The following is a 19,701-nucleotide window of genomic DNA, read 5'->3' as shown; positions in this document are numbered from 1 at the left end:
CCCCGCATGCTCGAGCAGCACGAAGAAAACAGCGACAACAACGCACCTGGCGACAAGCTGCCTCCGCGCCGCAGGCGCCGCGCGGCTTCCCGCCCCGCCGGTCCGCCGGTCGCGGCGGAGGCCGGTGCCACCGTGGCCGAGGTCGTCGTGGAGTCACAGGCCGCCACGCCGGAGCCCGCCGCTCCCGCCGAGGAGCCCGCGCCGGCCCGCACGCGTCGTCGCGCCACCCGTAAGGCCACGTCGCCGGAGCCGGTCGTCGAGGCCCAGGCCGAGACCGCCGCCGCCGCGCCGGCCGCCGCGCCGGCCGTGGAGGAGGCTCCCGCCGAGGAGCCCGCGCCGGCCCGTACGCGTCGTCGTGCCACCCGTAAGGCCACGTCGCCTGAGCCGGTGGTCGAGGCCCAGGCCGAGACCGCCGCCGCCGCGCCGGTCGTGGAGGAGGCCCCCGCCGAGGAGCCCGCGCCCGCCCGTACGCGTCGTCGCGCCACCCGTAAGGCCACGTCGCCGGAGCCGGTCGTCGAGGCCCAGGCCGAGACCGCCGCCGCGCAGGCCGCCGCGCCGGTCGTGGAGGAGGCTCCCGCCGAGGAGCCCGCCCCGGCCCGTACGCGTCGTCGTGCCACCCGTAGGGCCACGTCTCCCGAGACCACCGTCGAGGCGGCGGGCGAGAGCCTGCCCCAGGAGACCGTCGCGCAGATCACCGCCGAAGAGGCGGAGACCGAGGTCGTCGCCGCCGAGAAGGCCGCGACCCGCGGCCGTACCCGCCGTCGCGCCACCGCGCCGCAGTTCACCGCCGAGCCGGTGGTCGCCCCCAAGGCCGAGGAGGAGTCGCCCCGCGCCCGCCGCGCCGCGCGCCCCGCCGTCGCCGTCTTCCAGGCCCCGGTCTTCACCGAGCCCATGTTCCAGACCCCGGAGACCGCGGCCGCCGCCGCTGCCGCCGAGGTCACGGAGCCGGAGGAGGAGGAAGAGGAGACCGGCGTCGAGACCGCGGAGGCGGTCGAGGAGGCCGTCGAGCGTCCCGAGCCCGCCGGTCGCCGTCGCCGCCGCCGTCGCGGCGAGCCCGCCCCCGAGCCCGTCGCCGTCGAGCCGGTGCCGGTCACCGTCGCGGACGAGCCCGAGGTCGAGGCCGAGGAGCCCGAGTCCGAGGCCGTGGAGGCCGAGGAGACCGACGAGTACGAGGACCGTCCGTCCCGCCGTCGCCGCCGTGGCGGCCGTCGCCGTCGTCGCGGTGAGCTCGCCGAGGCGGAGGAGTCCGAGGAGACCGAAGAGGCGGAGGAGGCCCGCGCCGAGGACGAGGAGTCCGAGGAGGAGGCCGACGAGTCCGACGAGTACGAGGGCGGCGCGTCGTCCGGCTCCAGCAGCTCGCGCCGCCGTCGCCGCCGTCGCCGCCGCAGCGGGGACACCGGCGCCGACGCCGAGGGCGGCGAGGACGACGGCGTCCGTACGGTCGTCAAGGTCCGCGAGCCGCGTCCGGCCCGCGAGAAGGCCGAGCCCGGCACGGGCGTGGACGAGGTCCAGTCCATCAAGGGCTCGACCCGTCTGGAGGCGAAGAAGCAGCGCCGCCGCGAAGGCCGCGAGCAGGGCCGCCGTCGCGTCCCGATCATCACCGAGGCCGAGTTCCTGGCCCGCCGTGAGGCCGTCGAGCGCGTCATGGTCGTCCGCCAGAACGGCGAGCGCACCCAGATCGGCGTCCTGGAAGACAACGTGCTCGTCGAGCACTACGTCAACAAGGAGCAGGCCACCTCGTACGTCGGCAACGTCTACCTGGGCAAGGTGCAGAACGTCCTGCCGTCCATGGAGGCCGCCTTCGTCGACATCGGCAAGGGCCGCAACGCCGTCCTGTACGCCGGTGAGGTCAACTTCGAGGCGCTCGGCATGGCCAACGGGCCGCGCCGCATCGAGACCGCCCTCAAGTCCGGCCAGTCGGTCCTCGTCCAGGTGACGAAGGACCCGATCGGTCACAAGGGCGCGCGCCTCACCAGCCAGGTCTCCCTGCCGGGCCGCTACCTCGTGTACGTCCCCGAGGGCTCGATGACCGGCATCAGCCGCAAGCTCCCGGACACCGAGCGCGCCCGGCTGAAGACCATCCTCAAGAAGATCGTCCCCGAGGACGCGGGCGTCATCGTGCGCACCGCCGCCGAGGGCGCGAGCGAGGACGAGCTGCGCCGTGACGTCGAGCGTCTGCAGGCCCAGTGGGAGGACATCCAGAAGAAGGCGAAGAGCGGCAACGCCCCCACCCTTCTCTACGGTGAGCCGGACATGACCGTCCGGGTCGTCCGCGACATCTTCAACGAGGACTTCTCGAAGGTCATCGTCAGCGGCGACGACGCGTGGGAGACCATCCACGGGTACGTCCACCACGTCGCCCCGGACCTGACCGACCGCCTGTCCAAGTGGACGAGCGAGGTCGACGTCTTCGCGACGTACCGGATCGACGAGCAGCTGATGAAGGCGCTGGACCGCAAGGTCTGGCTGCCGAGCGGTGGCTCGCTGGTGATCGACAAGACCGAGGCGATGATCGTCGTCGACGTCAACACCGGCAAGTTCACCGGCCAGGGCGGCAACCTCGAGGAGACCGTGACGAGGAACAACCTCGAAGCGGCCGAGGAGATCGTGCGCCAGCTGCGCCTGCGCGACCTGGGCGGCATCGTCGTCATCGACTTCATCGACATGGTCCTGGAGTCCAACCGCGATCTGGTGCTGCGCCGCCTCCTGGAGTGCCTGGGCCGTGACCGGACCAAGCACCAGGTGGCCGAGGTCACCTCGCTGGGCCTGGTCCAGATGACCCGTAAGCGCGTCGGCCAGGGTCTCCTGGAGTCCTTCTCCGAGACCTGCGTCCACTGCAACGGCCGTGGCGTGATCGTGCACATGGAGCAGCCGACCGCCCCCGGCGGCGGTGGCGGCGGCAAGCGCGCCAAGAAGCGCGGCCGTGGCGGTGCCGAGCACCACGAGCACGACCACGTCGAGGACGCCGCCGTCGAGGCGGTGGAGCCGGTGGAGACCGAGACCGAGGCCGAGCTGGCCGCGGAGGTCGCCGCTCCGGTCGCCGTGGAGGAGCCCTTCCGCCCGGACGAGGAGCTGTACAGCAGCGCCGCCGAGGCCGAGGCCGCCGCCACGCGGGGCCGTGGCCGCCGTCGCGCGACCCGCAAGGTGTCCGCGCCGGCCGGTTCGCCGGCCCCGGCCCCGACGCCGGAGCCGCTGGTGGAGGCCGTTCCGGCCCTGGCGCCGGAGCCGGTCGTCGTGCCGGAGCCGGAGCCCGTCGCCGAGGCCCCGGTCGCCGCCGAGGAGGCCGCCCCGGCTCCTCGTACCCGCCGCCGTGCCACCCGTAAGGCGACGGCCCCGGCCGGTTCGCCGGCCCCGGCCCCGACGCCGGAGCCGCTGGTGGAGGCCGTCCCGGCCCTGGCGCCGGAGCCGGTCGTCGTGCCGGAGCCCGAGCCCGTCGCCGAGAAGCCGGTCGTCGAGGAGGCTCCCGTGGCCGCCCCGCCGAGGGCCCGCCGTCGTGTCGTCCGCAAGGTGACCGCTCCCGCCGGATCGCCCGCGGGCGCGGAGGAGGCCGCGGTCGTGGTCGTCGAGACCCCGGCGGTGGCACCGGCCCCGGTCGAGACGCCCGTCGAGGCGCCCGTCGCGGAGGCCGAGGCCGACGCCGAGGCCGCCGCCCCGGCCAAGAAGACGGCCGCCCGCAAGACGGCCAAGAAGGCCACCGCGAAGAAGGCCGCCACCAAGAAGACGGCGACGGCCAAGAAGACCGCGGCGAAGAAGACGACCGCGAAGAAGGCCGCCACCAAGAAGACGGCCGCCCCTTCGCAGGACTGACGCGGCCGTGCGGGCCGTCCCCACCGGACGGCCCGCACCGCCCCAGTGGTCGAAGTCACCGAATTTGACCCCCTGAGGCACCGGCCCGTAACCTTGACCGTCGGCGTGTCGTCATGACACGCCACCCCCCTGAGCACCCTCCTCCCGGTCCGCCGGGAGAGGCCGCTCGTCCACTTCCGGATCGTCGCGGGCCCCGGCCCGTGTGAGCGGCTGGCATCAGGGGACCGTTCCCGAGTGAGAGAGAGATCCGCGTGTACGCCATCGTGCGCAGCGGTGGTCGCCAGCACAAGGTTGCTGTCGGCGACATCGTTGAGGTTGACAAGATTTCCACTGCCAAGGTTGGCGACACGGTCGAGCTCTCGACCCTGCTCGTTGTCGACGGCGACGCCGTGACCAGCGACCCGTGGGTGCTGGCCGGTATCAAGGTCACGGCCGAGGTCGTGGACCACCACAAGGGCGCGAAGATCGACATCCTTCGCTACAAGAACAAGACCGGCTACCGCCGTCGCCAGGGCCACCGCCAGCAGTACACGGCGATCAAGGTCACCGGCATCCCCACGGCTGCGAAGTAAGGGACTGAGGAGAGATGGCACACAAGAAGGGCGCATCGTCCACTCGGAACGGTCGCGATTCCAATGCTCAGCGGCTCGGCGTGAAGCGCTTCGGCGGTCAGGTCGTCAGCGCCGGTGAGATCCTTATCCGCCAGCGCGGCACCCACTTCCACCCGGGCGCGGGCGTCGGCCGTGGCGGCGACGACACGCTGTTCGCCCTGCAGGCCGGTTCGGTGCAGTTCGGCACCCACCGTGGCCGCAAGGTCGTGAACATCGTTCCGGTCGCCTGATCGGTTCTTTTGCGGAGGCGGACCTCACTTCCCGGCAGGGAAGCGGGTCCGCCTTTCGCGTGTTACTAGATAGACATTCCACCCAGAAGTACTGGAGGCACCACCATGACCACCTTCGTGGACCGCGTCGAGCTGCATGTCGCCGCGGGTAACGGAGGCCACGGCTGCGCCTCCGTACACCGGGAGAAGTTCAAGCCGCTCGGCGGCCCCGACGGCGGCAACGGCGGCCGTGGCGGCGATGTGATCCTGGTCGTCGACCAGGCCGTCACCACGCTCCTCGAGTACCACCACTCCCCGCACCGCAAGGCGACCAACGGTCAGCCGGGTGCCGGCGACAACCGCTCCGGCAAGGACGGCCAGGACCTCGTCCTGACCGTGCCCGACGGCACCGTCGTCCTCGACAAGCAGGGCAATGTGCTCGCCGACCTCGTCGGGCAGGGCACCACCTTCATCGCGGGCCAGGGCGGCCGCGGCGGCCTCGGCAACGCCGCGCTGTCCTCCGCCCGCCGCAAGGCCCCCGGCTTCGCGCTCCTCGGCGAGCCCGGTGAGGCACGGGACATCGTCCTGGAGCTGAAGACCGTCGCCGACGTGGCGCTGGTGGGCTACCCGAGCGCGGGCAAGTCCTCGCTCATCTCCGTCCTGTCGGCCGCCAAGCCGAAGATCGCGGACTACCCCTTCACCACCCTCGTGCCGAACCTGGGCGTCGTCACCGCCGGCTCGACCGTCTACACGATCGCCGACGTACCGGGCCTGATCCCGGGCGCCAGCCAGGGCCGCGGCCTGGGCCTGGAGTTCCTGCGCCATGTGGAGCGCTGCTCGGTGCTCGTGCACGTCCTGGACACGGCGACGCTGGAGTCCGACCGTGACCCGGTCAGCGACCTCGACGTCATCGAGGAGGAACTGCGGCAGTACGGCGGCCTGGACGACCGCCCCCGCATCGTCGTCCTCAACAAGATCGACATCCCGGACGGCCAGGACCTGGCGGACATGATCCGCCCGGACCTGGAGGCGCGCGGCTACCAGGTCTTCGAGGCCTCGGCCGTGGCCCGTACGGGTCTGAAGGAGCTGTCCTTCGCGCTGGCCGACATCGTCGCGAAGGCGCGCGCGGCCAAGCCGAAGGAGGAGTCGACGCGGATCGTGCTCCGCCCGAAGGCGGTCGACGACGCCGGCTTCACCGTCACCTACGACGAGGCCGAGGACGTCTACCGGGTGCGCGGCGAGAAGCCGGAGCGCTGGGTCCGCCAGACCGACTTCAGCAACGACGAGGCCGTCGGTTACCTGGCCGACCGCCTCAACCGCCTCGGTGTCGAGGACGCCCTGATGAAGGCGGGCGCCCGCTCGGGCGACGGCGTCGCCATCGGTGCCGAGGACAACGCGGTCGTCTTCGACTGGGAGCCGACGATGATGGCCGGCGCCGAGATGCTCGGCCGCCGTGGCGAGGACCACCGTCTGGAGGCCCCGCGGCCGGCCGCGCAGCGCCGCCGCGACCGCGACGCGGAGCGGGACGATGCACAGCGCGAGTTCGACGAGTTCAACCCGTTCTAAGGTGCGTCCGGTCGATCGTGCCGGGCTGATCGACCAAGCACCGCCTAGGCAGGGGAAGGGCGTGCGCCGGGCCGACGGACGGAGCCCGGCGCGCGCCCGGCCGAAGCCCACGACGCCCCCCGACCGGCACTCCCGGACCGGTCCCACGGTCCCCAGGAGCGGCCGGTCGGCGACGTCGGCCGCTCCCGTAGGATCCTCGGTGTGAGTAGCGTCCCCCCACCCACGCCAGAAGGCACGCTCGGTGTCGTGGTCATCGCCTACAACGACGAGGCGCTGGTCGGCGAAGCCATCCGGTCCGCTCTCGACCAGGGTCCCGTGGTCGCGGAAGTCGTGGCCGTCGACGACGCCTCGAGCGACGGCACCGCGAAGGTCCTCGACGAGTGGGCCGCGCGCGATCCCCGTGTGCGGGTCGTCCACCGTACGGAGAACAGCGGTGGCTGCGGCAGCCCCCGCAACGACGGCGTCCAGACGGCCACCACCCCCTACGTGATGTTCCTCGACAGCGACGACATCCTGCCCGAGGGCGCGGCCGAGGCCCTGGTCACCGCGGCCGAACGGCACCGGACCCCCGTCGCGGTCGGCGTCTGTGTGCGGCGCGAACTGCCCGGCGGCCGCGAGGTGCGCTGGCAGCCCCGGCTCTACCAGGAGCCGGCCCTCCTGGAGACCGTGTCGGACCTCACACCGCTGGTCCACGACACCCTCTGCGTCAACAAGATCTACGCCCGCTCCTTCCTCGTCGAGCACGACATCCGGTTCCCCGACGGCCGTTTCGTCTACGAGGACTTCCTCTTCACCGCCCGCGTCCTGGCCGCCGCGCCGCGCGTCGCCGTGATCCCCGACACGGTGTACGTCTGGCACGTGCGCCGCGCCGCCGCCCAGCTGTCGATCTCCCTGGACCGGGAGGGCGTCTCCAACTGGCAGGCCCGTATCGCCGCCCATCGCCAGGCCGTGAAGACCTTCTCCGAAGCCGGGCGCGCCGAGCTCGCCGCCGCCTGCCGCACGAAGTTCCTCGAGCACGATCTGCGCCTGTACGCCCGCGAGTTGATGCTCCGCGACGCCGCCTACCAGTCCGAGTGGTGGGCGCTGACCCGGGACCACATCGGGGCGTTCGAGGAGAGCGAGATCGCCGCGGCCGCCGCGCCCGCCCGTTGGGCGGCCCGGTTCGTGCTGGCGTCCAAGGAGCCGCGCGACCTGCTCCGGCTGGCCCGGCTGGCCGCCGAACCGGCCCGGCTGCTCCCGCCGTACGTGCGCAGCGAGAACGTCGCCGTCTGGTCGCTCGACGCTTCCGACGCCGAGCTGGACGGCATGGACACCCTGCCCCTCGACGAGCTCCCGGTGGTCGTCGACGCGGGTCTGCACACCGGCGGGAGCGGCGAGCTGCGCCTCACGGTCCGCGATCTGTACGGTCGGGTCCGCGCGGCCGGCCCCCGGTCCGTGGAGGTCGCGTTCCTGCCCCGGGGCTCCGACGAGCCCGCCCGCGTCGAGCGTGCCGAACTCGTCGAGGCGGAGGGGGGCTGGACGGCGCGCATTCCGGCCGGTCTCACCACGCTGGCCCGGCAGGGGCGACGCCGCGGCGTCCGGGGCATCCAGCTGTGGGACATCCGGTCGACGGTGACCTGCGCGGACGGGGGGTCCTTCGCGACGGCGCTCCGGCTGCCGGACGGCCACCAGCGGCGCTCGGTCGTGGCGAGCAGCCGGTACGGTGTACTGCTGGTGCAGCAGTACACGACGGCGAACGGTTCGCTCGCGATGCGGATCGCACCCGGCGCCCGGGACGGGCTCCAGGCGGTCAGGGCCAGGCTCCGTCGGTTCACCCGCAGTTCTTAGCGAAGGGATTTGGGGCGTTATGACTTTTCTGATCACCGGAGGCGCCGGATACATCGGCTCGCACGTGGTCCGCGCCATGACGCAGGCCGGGGAGCGGGCCGTCGTCCTCGACGACCTGTCCACCGGGTACGCCGAGCGGATCCCGGAGAGCGTGCCCCTGGTGGTCGGTTCGACCCTGGACCGCGACGTCCTGGACCGGACCATCGCCGAGCACGGGGTGACGGGCGTGGTCCACCTGGCGGCGAAGAAGCAGGTCGGCGAGTCCGTCGAGCAGCCCCTGCACTACTACCGCGAGAACGTGCAGGGCCTGACCGTGCTCCTGGAGGCGGTGGCCGCCGCGGGCGTGCGCAACTTCCTCTTCTCGTCCTCGGCCGCCGTGTACGGCATGCCGGACGTGGACCTCGTCACCGAGGACACGCCGTGCCTGCCCCTGAGCCCGTACGGCGAGACGAAGCTCGCCGGCGAGTGGCTGGTCCGCGCCGCGGGCAAGGCCCACGGCATCTCCACGGCCTGCATGCGCTACTTCAACGTGGCCGGCGCCGCCACCCCCGAGCTGGCCGACACCGGCGTGTTCAACCTGGTCCCGATGGTCTTCGAGCGGCTCGACGCCGGCGAGGCCCCGCGGATCTTCGGTGACGACTACGACACGCCCGACGGCACGTGCGTCCGCGACTACATCCACGTCGAGGACCTCGCCGACGCCCACCTCGTCGCCGCCCGGAAGCTCGCCACGTTCGCCGAGGCCGGGGAGACGCGCGACCTGACCGTCAACATCGGCCGGGGCGAGGGCGTTTCCGTCCGCGAGATGATCGACCTGATCAACGAGATCACCGGCCACTCGGTCGCCCCCGTCGTCACCCCGCGCCGCCCCGGCGACCCGGCCAGGGTGGTCGCCGCCGCCGACCGCATCGCCTCGGAGCTGGGCTGGAAGGCCCGCCACGACGTGCGCGAGATGATCAGCTCCGCATGGGCCGGCTGGGTCGCCCGCCGTGGAGTGCCGGCCTGACGGCACCTGACGCGGACGCGCGTGACCAGCTGACGGCCGAGGGCCGGGGAGACACTCCCCGGCCCTCGGCCGTCGCCGTTCACACGGGCCGTGCCCGCGATCGTGTCAGTGGTTGCGCAGCACCTGGACCGCGGCCTTCTTAGCCCTGGAACCCAGCCGGCGCAGCGGCTGCTGGGGGATGGAGACGCGCAGCGGCTCGCCCTCCGGGCCGGCGATCGGCAGGTCCCGGGCGAACGCCCCGTCCTCCAGGTGTATCCGTACGTTCCACTCCCCTGCGGGGACCCGCTGGAGCGGGACGCGCGCCCGGATCCCGCCGTCGCCGTCCACGCTCTCGGTGCCGTCGACCATCAGCGGCTTCCGGTTCGGCGCCGTGAGCAGCAGCCGCGCCGGCGGGGCGGCGGACCAGCCCGGCACCGTCACCGCGAACTCCACGTCCGTCCGGCCGAAGAAGCCGCTGCGCACCGATCCGCGCGCGTCACGGCCCAGCGGGAAGCGCGTGGCGCCGATGTCGAGGTTGACGTGCTGGTGGGCCTCGGAGTGGAAGACCGCCACCGGGATCGGTCCGCTCTCGGCCCGTACCAGCTCCGACTCGGGAGCGGCGTCGTAGGAGGAATCGGCGGGCCGGGGCAGCCAGGCCCGCTTGCACAGCGTCCCGGAGGCGACGGCGATCTGCATCGTCCATATGCCCTCGGCCAACGGTCCGCCGTCGGCGGCGCGGCCGATGTCGACGGCTGCGGTGTACGCGCCGTTCTCGCTGCTCGCGGGAACCGTGTACGTCACGCCCTGACGGCCGAGCACCACGGAGACCTCCTGGCCGGCCGGGTCCCCCAGCCCGTCGAGCCGGGCCGTGCCGGTGAGGCGGAGCACCGGGCCGTCCCAGGTGTACGAGGTGAGTTCCTGGCGGAGCACGACACGCGAGGTGGTGTCGTAGCAGGAGTCCGGGATGCCGGCGTCGGCGTCGCGGAAGAAGGGGTACGCGGCGTAGGCGCGGTCGCCCTCGACGACGGCGGGGCCGAGTTCCCGCTCGACATCCGCCTCGATGATCGCGGAGAGCTGCTCGATCTTCCCCTCGCGCAGGCAGTGCGCGCGCAGGCGCAGCCGCGGCGGCAGGGCAGCGGAGATCCCGTCGGTGAGCCATGCGCGGCACAGCGGGCGGGCCGCCTCCGCCATGGCTCTTCGGCCCGCCTCGTCGCGCGCCAGATAGGGCGCGCCGAACATGCCGAGGATCTCGCCGTGGAAGTGCCGCTCCATGAGCTTGTCGCGCTCGGGACCGGCGGGCACGTGGTCGGCGACCATCCTGAGGATGCCGCCCACGTACTCCAGCTGCGCGACCCAGTCGACGTCCTGCATGCTGGCGTTGGTCCCGTCCCCGCGACCCTCCAGGTAGTAGCAGTCGTAGTCGGCGACGACCGAGACCTTGCGGGCGTGCAGCAGACCGTGGACGGCGAAGGGCACGTCCTCGCCCAGCAGCCGGGCCTCGGTGAACCGGAGCTCGTACTCCTCGACGAGGGTGCGGCGCCACAGCTTGTAGGCGGCCAGCGTCCAGTACACGGGGGAGTGGAAGATGCTCACATCGGGGCTGGTGGTCCGCAGGTCGACAGGGGCCGGGCGGCCGCCGATGCCGACGATCCTGCCGTACACGATGTCCGACTCCTGCTCGTCGGCCATGCGCAGCAGGCGCTCCAGCGCCTCGGTGCCGAGGTAGTCGTCGGAGTCGAGGAAGAAGAGGAAGTCGCCCCGCGCCTGCTCGATGCCGACGTTGCGGGGACGTCCGGCGCCGCCGGACGGGGGCTGGTGGATCACCCGCACGTTGGGGTGGCGGGCGGCCCAGGCGTCGAGCCACGCTCCGCTGCCGTCGGAGGAGCCGTCGTCGACGGCTATGACCTCGATGAGGTCCTGCGGCAACGACTGGGCGGCCACGGATCCGAAGCAGCGCTCAAGGTATCGCTCGGTGTTGTGCACCGGAACGATCACTGATATTCGGGTTGCCATGGAGGTTCTCTCTCGGCTCGGATGGGGGGCTCCGGGAGGGGATCCGCCCTGGTGAGGCGGACGCTAGCACGCGCCCCGGAAGGGCTGCCAGGGGTCTTCCGGCCCCTGAACGAGGGGCGGGGTGCCCCCTCGGAAGGGGCACCCCGTCTCTTTTCACGGTCTCCAGGACGCCCTGCGTACGGCGTGGTCGTCCTGCTCGTCCTTCATCGCTCCAGGAACGAGAAGAGCGCTTCCCAGCGGTCGGTGATCTCGTCACCGGAGTAGCGCCGCACGTTGGCGAAGGCCGCGTCTCCCATGCGGTTGCGCAGGTCGGCGTCGGAGATCAGCGCGCTGATGTGGCTGCCGAGCTCGATGGTGTTGCCGAGCCTGGCGAGCAGCCCGTCCTCACCGTCGTCGATGATCTCGCGGACGCCCGGCGCGCAGTCGAACGCGACGCACGGCACACCCGCGGCCATGGCCTCGAGGAGGGTGATCGGGAAGCCCTCGGCGCGGCTGGCCTGCGCGAAGATCGAGGCGCCCTGCAGCGCGCCCAGCACGTCGTTCGTGCGGCCCATCCACTCCACCGAGTCGTCCAGGCCCAGGGAGGTGCAGTGGCGGTGCAGCTCCGCCTCCTCGTCACCCGCTCCGTAGATCCGGAGCTTCCAGTCGGGGTGGCGGGGCGCGACCTCGGCCCAGCTGTCCAGCAGCATGTCCACGCCCTTCTCGTGCGAGAGGCGGCCGATGCAGGCGACCACCTTCTCGCTGCGCGGGGCCGGGGCCTCGGGCATGAAGGGCAGCGGGTTCGGCAGATGACCGACGTTGTCCATCCCGTTGCGGATCCAGAGGTCCGCGTCACCGGGGGTGAGGACGAGCAGCCGGTCGACGTCCTTGTAGTAGCGCTTGACGCGGGCCAGACGTGAGGACGCGGCGCTCGCCTCGTACGACTCGTGGCTCATGCCGATGACGACGAGGCCCTTGGTGTCGGCGAGCGCCACCCATTCCATCGCCCAGACCTGGGTGACGATCACCACGGACCCGGGGCGGGCGCCGGCGAACAGCGCGGTCAGCTTCTCGGCCTGCTCCCGCATCCCGGCGGCCCTGGCGCGGTGGCGCAGCCGCTCGGCCGCGTTGAGCTTGCCCTTGACCCCGCGCAGGGAACCCACCTGCGGCGGATGCGCGTCGTACAGCGTCGTCGTCTCGTACGGCAGGGCGTCGGGGAACTCCTGGCGCCGCCCTTCCGGGGCCGGGACGATCCCGATGACGTGCACCCGGTGGCCGCGCTCGGCGAACTGCCGGGCCATCTGGTGCGACCAGGTGGTCACGCCACCCATCTCGTCGACGCTGTTGGACACGAAGAAGATGTCACGGCCGCCGGACACGGCGGTCTGCTCGGTCACTTACCGCTCCTGGTGAAGAACTTGGCGACGATCTGACGGGCCGCGTCACCCCGGTCGAAGGAGCTGAACTCGGCGTTGAACCGCTCCCGCGCCGCCTGGTACTTGGCGTCCGCCTCGTCCGTGAGGTGGGCCACCGCCGAGAACAGCTCGCTCTCGGTGAGGACCACCGGGCCGGGCGCCTTCTCCTTCAGGTCGAAGTAGGTGCCACGGCTCTCCTTCGCGTACTCCTCGTAGTCGTACGTGAAGAAGATCATCGGCCTGTCGAGCAGCCCGTAGTCGAACATCACCGAGGAGTAGTCGGTGATCAGGCCGTCCGCGAGTTCCAGCAGCGGAGTGATGTCGTGGTGGTCCGTCACGTCGATGACCCGCCCGCGCACGGACGGGGGCAGCGTGAGGTTGTTCAGGTAGTGCGACCTGATCAGCAGCGTGTGGGTGTCTCCGAAGCGCTCGGCGAACTCCTCCACGTCGAAGGGCAGCTCGAAGCGGCGCACGGCTCCGCCGGGGGCGGCCCGGAACGTCGGCGCGTACAGCAGCACCGTCTTCTCCGGGGCGATGCCCAGCTCCGCCGCGAGCGGACCCCGCACGCGTTCGCCGGTCTCGGTCTCCCGCTTCCGCGCCGCGACCAGGGCGTCGTTGCGCGGGTACCCGGCGGGCAGCAGCACCTCGTCCTTGAGCCGGAAGGCCTTGGCGAGCGTGTGGACGTCGTGCTGGGAGCGGATCAGGAAGTGGTCGAAGCGGTCGAGGGACTTCTGGAAGGAGTCCTGTCCGGCCCGGCCCTGCATCTTGGTGCCCGGCTCGTGGAAGCCCATGCGCTTGAGCGCCGAGCCGTGCCACGTCTGGATGTACGTCGTGCCGGGGCGCTTGGTCAGCTTGAGCGGGAAGCCCTGGTTGTCGACCCAGAACTCCGCCTGGGCGAGCGCACGCAGGTACTGCCAGCTCCACCGCTTGACCAGCGTGGCGTCCTTGGGGAACCCGGTGGGCCGGGCGCCCGCGTACGACCACACGGCGTCGAACGCCACGCCCTGGCGGCGCAGCTCCTCGTAGATCGCCTTCGGGCTGTCGCTGTACTGCTTGCCGAGGTGGCTCTCGAAGACCACCAGACCCTTGCGGATCGGCAGCTTGCTGTACACCTCGTGGTAGACGCGCAGCTTCGTCTCGCCGGAGCTGAGGCTGCGTCGGGCCTTGAGGAGCCGGCGCAGGCCGGTCTTGGCCAGGCCGGCTGCGCGGCCGTGCATCGCCCCCTCGATCATCGTCGAGGTACGGACGGCCGCCTTGCCCTCGGCGGTGAGGACGTAGGACAGGTTGCCCTTCTTGGTCACCTCGGGCGCGAAGCGGTCGGAGACCAGCCGGGTCAGCCGCGGCCGCACCCGAACCGTCCGGCGCTCGTCCAGGTCGACGCTGCCGACGGACACCCGGGTGCTGAGCTGGTCCCCGTCGACGGTGAGCAGCAGGCGCACGTCCCACACCGCGTCGATGACGCCCAGCGGGCGCACCCTGCGCGTGATGTCCGCCTCGGCCTCCCACTCGATCGCCGTGTCGGTGCGGCGCAGCGAGGAGACGGGGAAGCGGAAGGCACGGACGCCGATCTTGCGGCGGGCCTGGAACTCCAGCACCGCCTTGAGCTTGGCGCCCTCCTTGATGCGTCCGAGCGGGTTCACCACCGCGCCGGACAGGCGGACCACCCCGTCGCTGCCCTCGTACGAGGAGAGCCGGTTGCCCAGCACGAGGGAGGTCAGCGGCCGGGTGTGGTAACCGTCCGCGGTGACATCCAGGATGCGCCGGGCGTCGGCGTCGTCGAGATGGTCCCCGCACCAGAGGATCTGGCCCTCGTGCTCGATCAGCGGCGAGGTCAGCCGGCCCTTGTTCGCGAGCGCCTCGGTGGCCGGGAGCAGATTGTCCCAGTCCTCCTGGCTCAGGAGGTAGGCGCAGATGGCGTGCAGGGGCTGGACCTCGTCGTACGCCTTGGGGTCGATCGTCGAGAGGTACCCGTTGGCCAGCTCGGCGAACTCCCGCCGGTACTCCTCTCCCATCTGCGGCAGGTCACGCAGATGCAGGACGAGGTCGTGCTTGAGGAACTTGATGTCCTTCCGGAACTTCAGGTCCTCGTAGCCCTTGCTCTCCAGGAGGTCGTCCACCCGGCGGTGTATGTCCATGCGGTGGACGAAGTTGGCGATCTCGTGGCGCCGGTTGCTGATCGACTTGGAGGCCGCGCTCTCCTGCACGTTCCAGTAGTAGACCTGGTTCGGGATCAGCGTGATCCGGCTGGCGGCGACGTAGGCCTGCGCGGAGAAGAGCAGGTCCTCGTAGTGGATGCCGACCGGGAACTCGAGCCCCTGCTCCAGCAGGAAATCGCGGCGGTAGCACTTGTTCGTGGAAAGGGTGTCGAAGACGAGCAGGTCGGGCAGCTCGGTGATGGACTCGATCGTCCGGGTCTGCGAGTAGAGCCAGGGGTACCACTCGGTCGTCTTCTGCTGCCGGCTGTCCAGGTGGACGCGCACGCAGAGGCCCGAGACCAGATCGGCGCCGGTCCGCTCGGCCGCCTCCAGCATGTTCCGGCAGGCGTTGCGCTCCAGTACGTCGTCACTGTCGAGGAACATGACGTACGCGCCGGCGGCACGCTCGACGCCGTAATTGCGGGGCGCCCCGCAACCGCCGCTGTTCTGCGGCAGCTGGAAAGCACGGACCTGCTCAGGGTGGGCGGCTGCCAGTTCCTGGGCGACTTCGAAGGTGCGGTCCTTGCTGCAGTCGTCGACGATCACGACTTCGACGCTCTGCAGTGTCTGGTCCAACACCGATCGCACGGCCGTCGGGAGACGCTCTGCGTCGTTGTAGGCGATGACGATCACTGAGACGTCAGGCACTGGCACCTCGATCCATTTGTCTTGCGCAGGCTGCCACAACGGTACCTCGCGTTCACTTTCCGACGGTCCGATGCTCTGGGGGCGTCCGGGCCGGGGTTTCGGACCTGGGCGATCGAGTCACTCTCCTCGATCGGATTCGTCGATTTTAAGGGGCAACCCATTCGGCTCCGTCCCCGTCTAGCAGATGCGTGCAGATGAGGCCTTAGCCTTTTTCTGCGACCATTTCATGACAGAGGGTAACGGAAAGTACATATGCGAACCATGTGGGACATCCAGGGGGCGGGGGGCTTCCAGGAACGTGAGACCCATGGACGGCCCCCATGCTGAATCCCTCACCCGACACCACCTCGCACCGGCGGACGATCGACCCCACGTCCCCGGCGAAACCTTCCGTCCCGGAGCGGCGGCGGAGCCGAAGACCCCAGCTCCTGGCCCCCTGGCTCGCCGCCGTCCTGTCCATGAGCGCGTACTGCCTCGCCATGACGCTGCAGGGCACCTATCCCTTCGGCAGCCGGTCCCGCGCGGTGAACGACCTCGGCAACCAGTTCGTGCCGTTCCACGCCCGCCTTCGGGACCTGATGTACGGCGACACCAGCGGTGACCTCTTCTTCAACTGGGCAAGCGGTTACGGCACACCATTTCTGGCGGACTTCTTCACCTATTTGATGAATCCGTTCTCGCTGCTCGTCGGGGTATTCCCCCGGGAGAGCGTGGAGTTCCCCGTCTTCCTGGTCACACTCCTCAGCGTCGGGCTCGCCGCCGCCCTGATGACCGTGTTTCTGGGGCGTCTTCACCCCGGCAGCCCCTGGCTCCGCGCCCTTCTCTCGGTCGGTTTCGGGCTGAGCGCCTGGATGATCTCGGACGGCTTTTCCGACCCCATGTGGATGTGGGGCCTGGTCGCCTTCCCGCTCCTCGGCATCGCCTACGACTGGTGCCTGAACGGCCGACGCTGGGTGCTCGGCGCCCTGCTCGTCACCCTCTGCTGGGCGGGCAACTTCTACACCGCCGCCATGGCCACCCTCGGCATGGGCCTCGTCCTGCTGGTACGGGTCCTGCTGGACGAGCGGCCCGCCCCGGTGCGCCTCCGCGTCCTCGCGCGCGCCGCCTCGATGACCGTGACCGGAATCCTGCTGGCCGCCCCCGTGCTCACCGTGAGCCTCAAGGCGAGCGCGATGTCCCAGCCCGCCCCCGACGTCGTCTACAAGGGGGCACCGGGTCTCACCGAATACCTGGCGCGCCTCTTCCCCGGTGGGCTGATCGGCGGAGGACCCCACATCTCCGTCGGCATGCTCGCGCTGCTCCTGGTCGCCACCTACCCCTTCATCGGCAGGGCGCCGCGCAAGGAGCGGCTCGCGTGGCTGGGCCTGACCGTGGCGATGGGCGCCTCCCTGGTCTGGCAGCCCACGATCCTGCTCTGGCACGGACTGGCCATGCCCAACGGCAGCCCCTACCGCGCCGCGATCGCCCTCACCGCCGTCCTCGTGTGCGTCGCCTGGCTGGCGCTCGCCCGCGGACCCCGCCCCCCGGAACTGCTCCGCGGCACCGCCGTCGTCCTGGTCCTCGCCGCCTGCGTGAGCACCACCCGGCACATGACCCGCGGACCATGGATCCTCGCCGCGGCCGGACTCGTCTTCGTCGTCCTCCTCCTCGCGCTCCACCGCCACCGTTCCGACCGCCGGGTACGCGCGGGCGTCCTCACGGCCCTGGCCGGGGCCGTCTTCCTCTCCGCCACGGGCGCCGTCCTGACCACGACGCGGCTCCGCGACTCCATGGACTGGTGGCAGCCCAAGCGCACGTACGACAGCCGGTCGCTGGCCGCGTACAAGCAGCTCAAGGCGGCGGACGCGTGGCCCGCGAGCCGCACCGACCCCGGCCCGCACACGGTCGCCAACAACGACCCCATGCTGCTCGCCGGCCAGGGCGGCGAGTACTACAGCAGCTATCTGCCGGCGACCACCGCCGCCGCCCTCCAGCGCCTCGGCACCGGCTGGTACATCCAGGGCCGCCACACGCGCAGCTTCAACGACCCGGTCGGCCGCGCGATCATGGGCGTGAGCAGCTACCTCGAACGCAAGCGCGGAGGCGTCGGCTTCGTCCAGCGGTCCGTCGCCGCCCCGCCCGTCGTCACGCTGCGCCCGGCCGGCACACCCCTCGACGGGACCACCGGCGACGCCACGATCTTCTCCCGCCAGGAGCGGGTGCTCGGCGCGAAGCTGTACGAGGTGCCCGCGTTCGTCCCCGTCGCCGCCATAACGCCGGGCGGTGCCGACACCGCGCTCGTCCCGGGCCGCGGCTGGCCGCTCAAGGCCGACCGTCCGGGCGGCACCGGCACGACCTTCACCGCCGCCTGCACCGCGGGCACCGAGGCGTACCTGTACACGCCCTGGGTCAGCGGACGCGTCCGCGCACTCGGCAAGACCGTCAAGGTGGACGGCAAGTACGCCATGACCAGCATGCCGATGATCCGCCTCGGGCCCGTCCCCGCCGACGGGCGGATCACCGCCACGATCCACTCGGCCCGCGGCCAGTTCCTCCCGGAGCACCCGATCGGCTGCCTCGACCGCGCCGCGCTGGACCGAGCCGTACGCCATCTGCGCGACACCGGACCCGACCGCGTCGAGACCGCCGGCCACAGCATCAGCGCCACGTTCGCGCCCGGCACCCAGGGCACCGCGGTCGTCTCCGTACCGGCGACGCCCGGCTGGCGCTGCTCGGTCGACGGAGGCCAGGCGCGGGCGCCGCGGACGCTCGGCGGACTGATGGCCGTCGAGCTCGGGGACGGCGCCTCGGAGCTGTCCTGTTCCTTCCGCACCCCCGGACTGAGGCTCGGCCTCGCGCTGAGCGGCGCCGCCGCGGCGCTGCTCCTCGCCGTGGCCGTGGCCCACACCCTGCGAACCCGTACTCCTCGCCCGTCGCCCAGGAGCCAGCGCTCATGACCAAGATCTCCGTCGTTGTCCCCTGCTTCAACGAGGAAGCGGTGATCGACCAGTTCGACACCCGGATCCGTGAGGTCCTCGCCGGCCTGCCCGTCGCGTACGAGCTCTGCTACGTCGACGACGGCAGCGAGGACGGCACCGCCCTCCGGCTGCGCGCCCTCGCCACCCGGTTCCCGAAGGAGACCCGCTACGTCTCCTTCAGCCGGAACTTCGGCAAGGAGGCCGCGATGCTCGCCGGACTCCGCGAGGCCACCGGTGACGCCGTCGTGATCATGGACGCGGATCTCCAGCACCCGCCGGAGCTCATCGCGCGCATGCTCGAGCTGCACGAGCGCGGCCACGACCAGATCATCGCCCGCCGCACCCGCGAGGGCGACAAGAAGGTGCGCAGCGCCCTCAGCAGGCTGTACTACCGCGCGGTCAACAAATGGGTCGACGTCGAACTCACCGACGGCGTGGGAGACTTCCGTATGCTCTCCCGCCCGGCCGTGAACGCGCTGCTGTCACTGCCCGAGTACAACCGCTTCTCCAAGGGTCTCTTCTCCTGGATCGGCTTCGACACCGTCACGTTCGACTACCAGAACGCCGCGCGCGAGGCGGGCGAGACGAAGTGGAAGTTCGGCTCCCTGCTCAACTACGGCATGGACGGGCTGATCTCCTTCAACAACCGGCCGCTGCGCATCGCGATCTGGCTCGGGCTCACGCTCGTCGGCATCGCCGCGCTGTACGTCGCCTGGATCACGGTGACCGCCCTCACCCAGGGCGTCAGCGCCCCCGGGTACGTCACCCTCGTGGCGATCATCGTCGGCCTCGGCGGTGTCCAGATGGTCATGCTGGGTCTGATCGGTGAGTACATCGGCCGTATCTACTACGAGACGAAGCGCCGGCCGCACTTCCTGGTGAAGGAGACCCACCGTCATCTGGCGGCCCACGGCCGCGACCCCCGCCTGGACGGCGCCGCCCGCGTCCGCGCCGCGGCGACCGACCGGGAGATGTGATGCGCGGACAGCTCGGCCAGATCGCCCGCTTCGGCCTGGTGGGCGCCGTCAACACCGGCACCTTCTACGGCTGCTACCTGCTGCTGCACCCGTGGATGCCGTACTTCGCGGCCTACTCCCTCGCCTTCGTGCTCAGCATGGTCGGCTCGTTCTTCCTCAACACCTACTTCACCTACCGCACCCGGCCCACCTGGAAGAAGTTCGCGCTCTTCCCGCTCACCAACGTCACCAACTACCTGGTGCAGAGCGTCGGCCTGTACGCCCTGGTGACCTGGGCCGGCATGGACGACCGGATCGCCCCCCTCGTCGCGGCGGTCGTGGCCATCCCGTTCACCTATCTGCTGTCGCGGAAGATCCTCGTGACCGGCGGCCGGAAGACGGCGACCGGCACCACCGGTGATCCTGAGGCCGCCTCCGACCCCGTCGCCAGCCGCTGACGGAGTACCTCGCCGAGCCCTGGGGGATGTCTTGCCGATCTTGCCCGGCACGCGTGCCCCGGCACGGCCCACGCA

Annotated in this window: 12 protein-coding genes; 9 read left to right on the top strand and 3 right to left on the bottom strand. The window is 71.3% G+C overall.

All coding sequences use genetic code 11. The features are described from left to right. The first annotated feature begins 6 nt into the window (after positions 1–6). From ACZ4VW_RS14360 to galE, 6 genes are all read left to right on the top strand, one after another. The gene (locus ACZ4VW_RS14360; RefSeq protein ID WP_467962013.1) at positions 7–3,807 is read left to right on the top strand and encodes an Rne/Rng family ribonuclease; all 3,801 of its coding nucleotides are present in this window, start codon (positions 7–9) and stop codon (positions 3,805–3,807) included. Positions 3,808–4,058: 251 nt separating this feature from the next. Further along, entirely contained in the window at positions 4,059–4,379 is a 321-nt protein-coding gene (rplU, locus tag ACZ4VW_RS14355; protein ID WP_114036861.1) for a 50S ribosomal protein L21, read from the top strand. Between the two features lie 14 nt (positions 4,380–4,393). After that, complete coding sequence (gene rpmA / locus ACZ4VW_RS14350) at positions 4,394–4,648, top strand: 50S ribosomal protein L27 (protein ID WP_260226291.1); 255 nt, start codon at positions 4,394–4,396, stop codon at positions 4,646–4,648. A gap of 105 nt (positions 4,649–4,753) precedes the next feature. After that, the gene (gene obgE / locus ACZ4VW_RS14345) at positions 4,754–6,193 is read left to right on the top strand and encodes a GTPase ObgE (RefSeq protein WP_467962010.1); all 1,440 of its coding nucleotides are present in this window, start codon (positions 4,754–4,756) and stop codon (positions 6,191–6,193) included. Between the two features lie 201 nt (positions 6,194–6,394). Continuing rightward, positions 6,395–8,020 carry a glycosyltransferase family 2 protein gene (locus tag ACZ4VW_RS14340; protein WP_467962008.1) on the top strand — a complete coding sequence of 542 codons (1,626 nt, stop codon included), beginning with the start codon at positions 6,395–6,397 and terminating at the stop codon, positions 8,018–8,020. A 19-nt stretch (positions 8,021–8,039) separates the two neighbouring features. After that, the gene (gene galE, locus ACZ4VW_RS14335) at positions 8,040–9,026 is read left to right on the top strand and encodes a UDP-glucose 4-epimerase GalE (protein WP_467962006.1); all 987 of its coding nucleotides are present in this window, start codon (positions 8,040–8,042) and stop codon (positions 9,024–9,026) included. A gap of 105 nt (positions 9,027–9,131) precedes the next feature. Here the strand turns inward: galE and ACZ4VW_RS14330 are convergent, their stop codons facing one another. From ACZ4VW_RS14330 to ACZ4VW_RS14320, 3 genes are all read right to left on the bottom strand, one after another. Beyond that, entirely contained in the window at positions 9,132–11,018 is a 1,887-nt protein-coding gene (locus tag ACZ4VW_RS14330; protein ID WP_467962004.1) for a glycosyltransferase family 2 protein, read from the bottom strand. Positions 11,019–11,221: 203 nt separating this feature from the next. Beyond that, the gene (locus ACZ4VW_RS14325; protein ID WP_467962507.1) at positions 11,222–12,328 is read right to left on the bottom strand and encodes a glycosyltransferase; all 1,107 of its coding nucleotides are present in this window, start codon (positions 12,326–12,328) and stop codon (positions 11,222–11,224) included. A gap of 62 nt (positions 12,329–12,390) precedes the next feature. Then, on the bottom strand, positions 12,391–15,261 hold the full coding sequence (locus ACZ4VW_RS14320; RefSeq protein ID WP_467962002.1) for a bifunctional glycosyltransferase/CDP-glycerol:glycerophosphate glycerophosphotransferase: 2,871 nt from the start codon (positions 15,259–15,261) through the stop codon (positions 12,391–12,393). Between the two features lie 314 nt (positions 15,262–15,575). Between ACZ4VW_RS14320 and ACZ4VW_RS14315 the strand changes: the two genes are divergently transcribed. Genes ACZ4VW_RS14315 through ACZ4VW_RS14305 form a run of 3 tightly spaced genes read left to right on the top strand, consistent with a single transcriptional unit; the run spans position 15,576 to position 19,626 of the window. Further along, on the top strand, positions 15,576–18,191 hold the full coding sequence (locus ACZ4VW_RS14315; RefSeq protein WP_467962000.1) for a YfhO family protein: 2,616 nt from the start codon (positions 15,576–15,578) through the stop codon (positions 18,189–18,191). Then, positions 18,188–19,189, top strand: a complete 1,002-nt coding sequence (locus ACZ4VW_RS14310) for a glycosyltransferase family 2 protein (protein WP_467961998.1) — start codon at positions 18,188–18,190, stop codon at positions 19,187–19,189. Before ACZ4VW_RS14315 ends, ACZ4VW_RS14310 begins: the two co-directional genes overlap by 4 nt. Continuing rightward, a complete protein-coding gene (locus ACZ4VW_RS14305) occupies positions 19,189–19,626 on the top strand; it encodes a GtrA family protein (protein ID WP_467961996.1) in 438 nt (145 codons plus the stop codon). The genes ACZ4VW_RS14310 and ACZ4VW_RS14305 overlap by 1 nt, the downstream gene beginning before the upstream one ends. Positions 19,627–19,701 lie beyond the last annotated feature (75 nt).

The sequence above is a fragment of the Streptomyces sp. NPDC029139 genome (assembly GCF_055564335.1).
The sequence above is the reverse complement of the archived record's forward strand: the minus strand, read 5'-3'. Positions and strand labels throughout refer to the sequence as shown.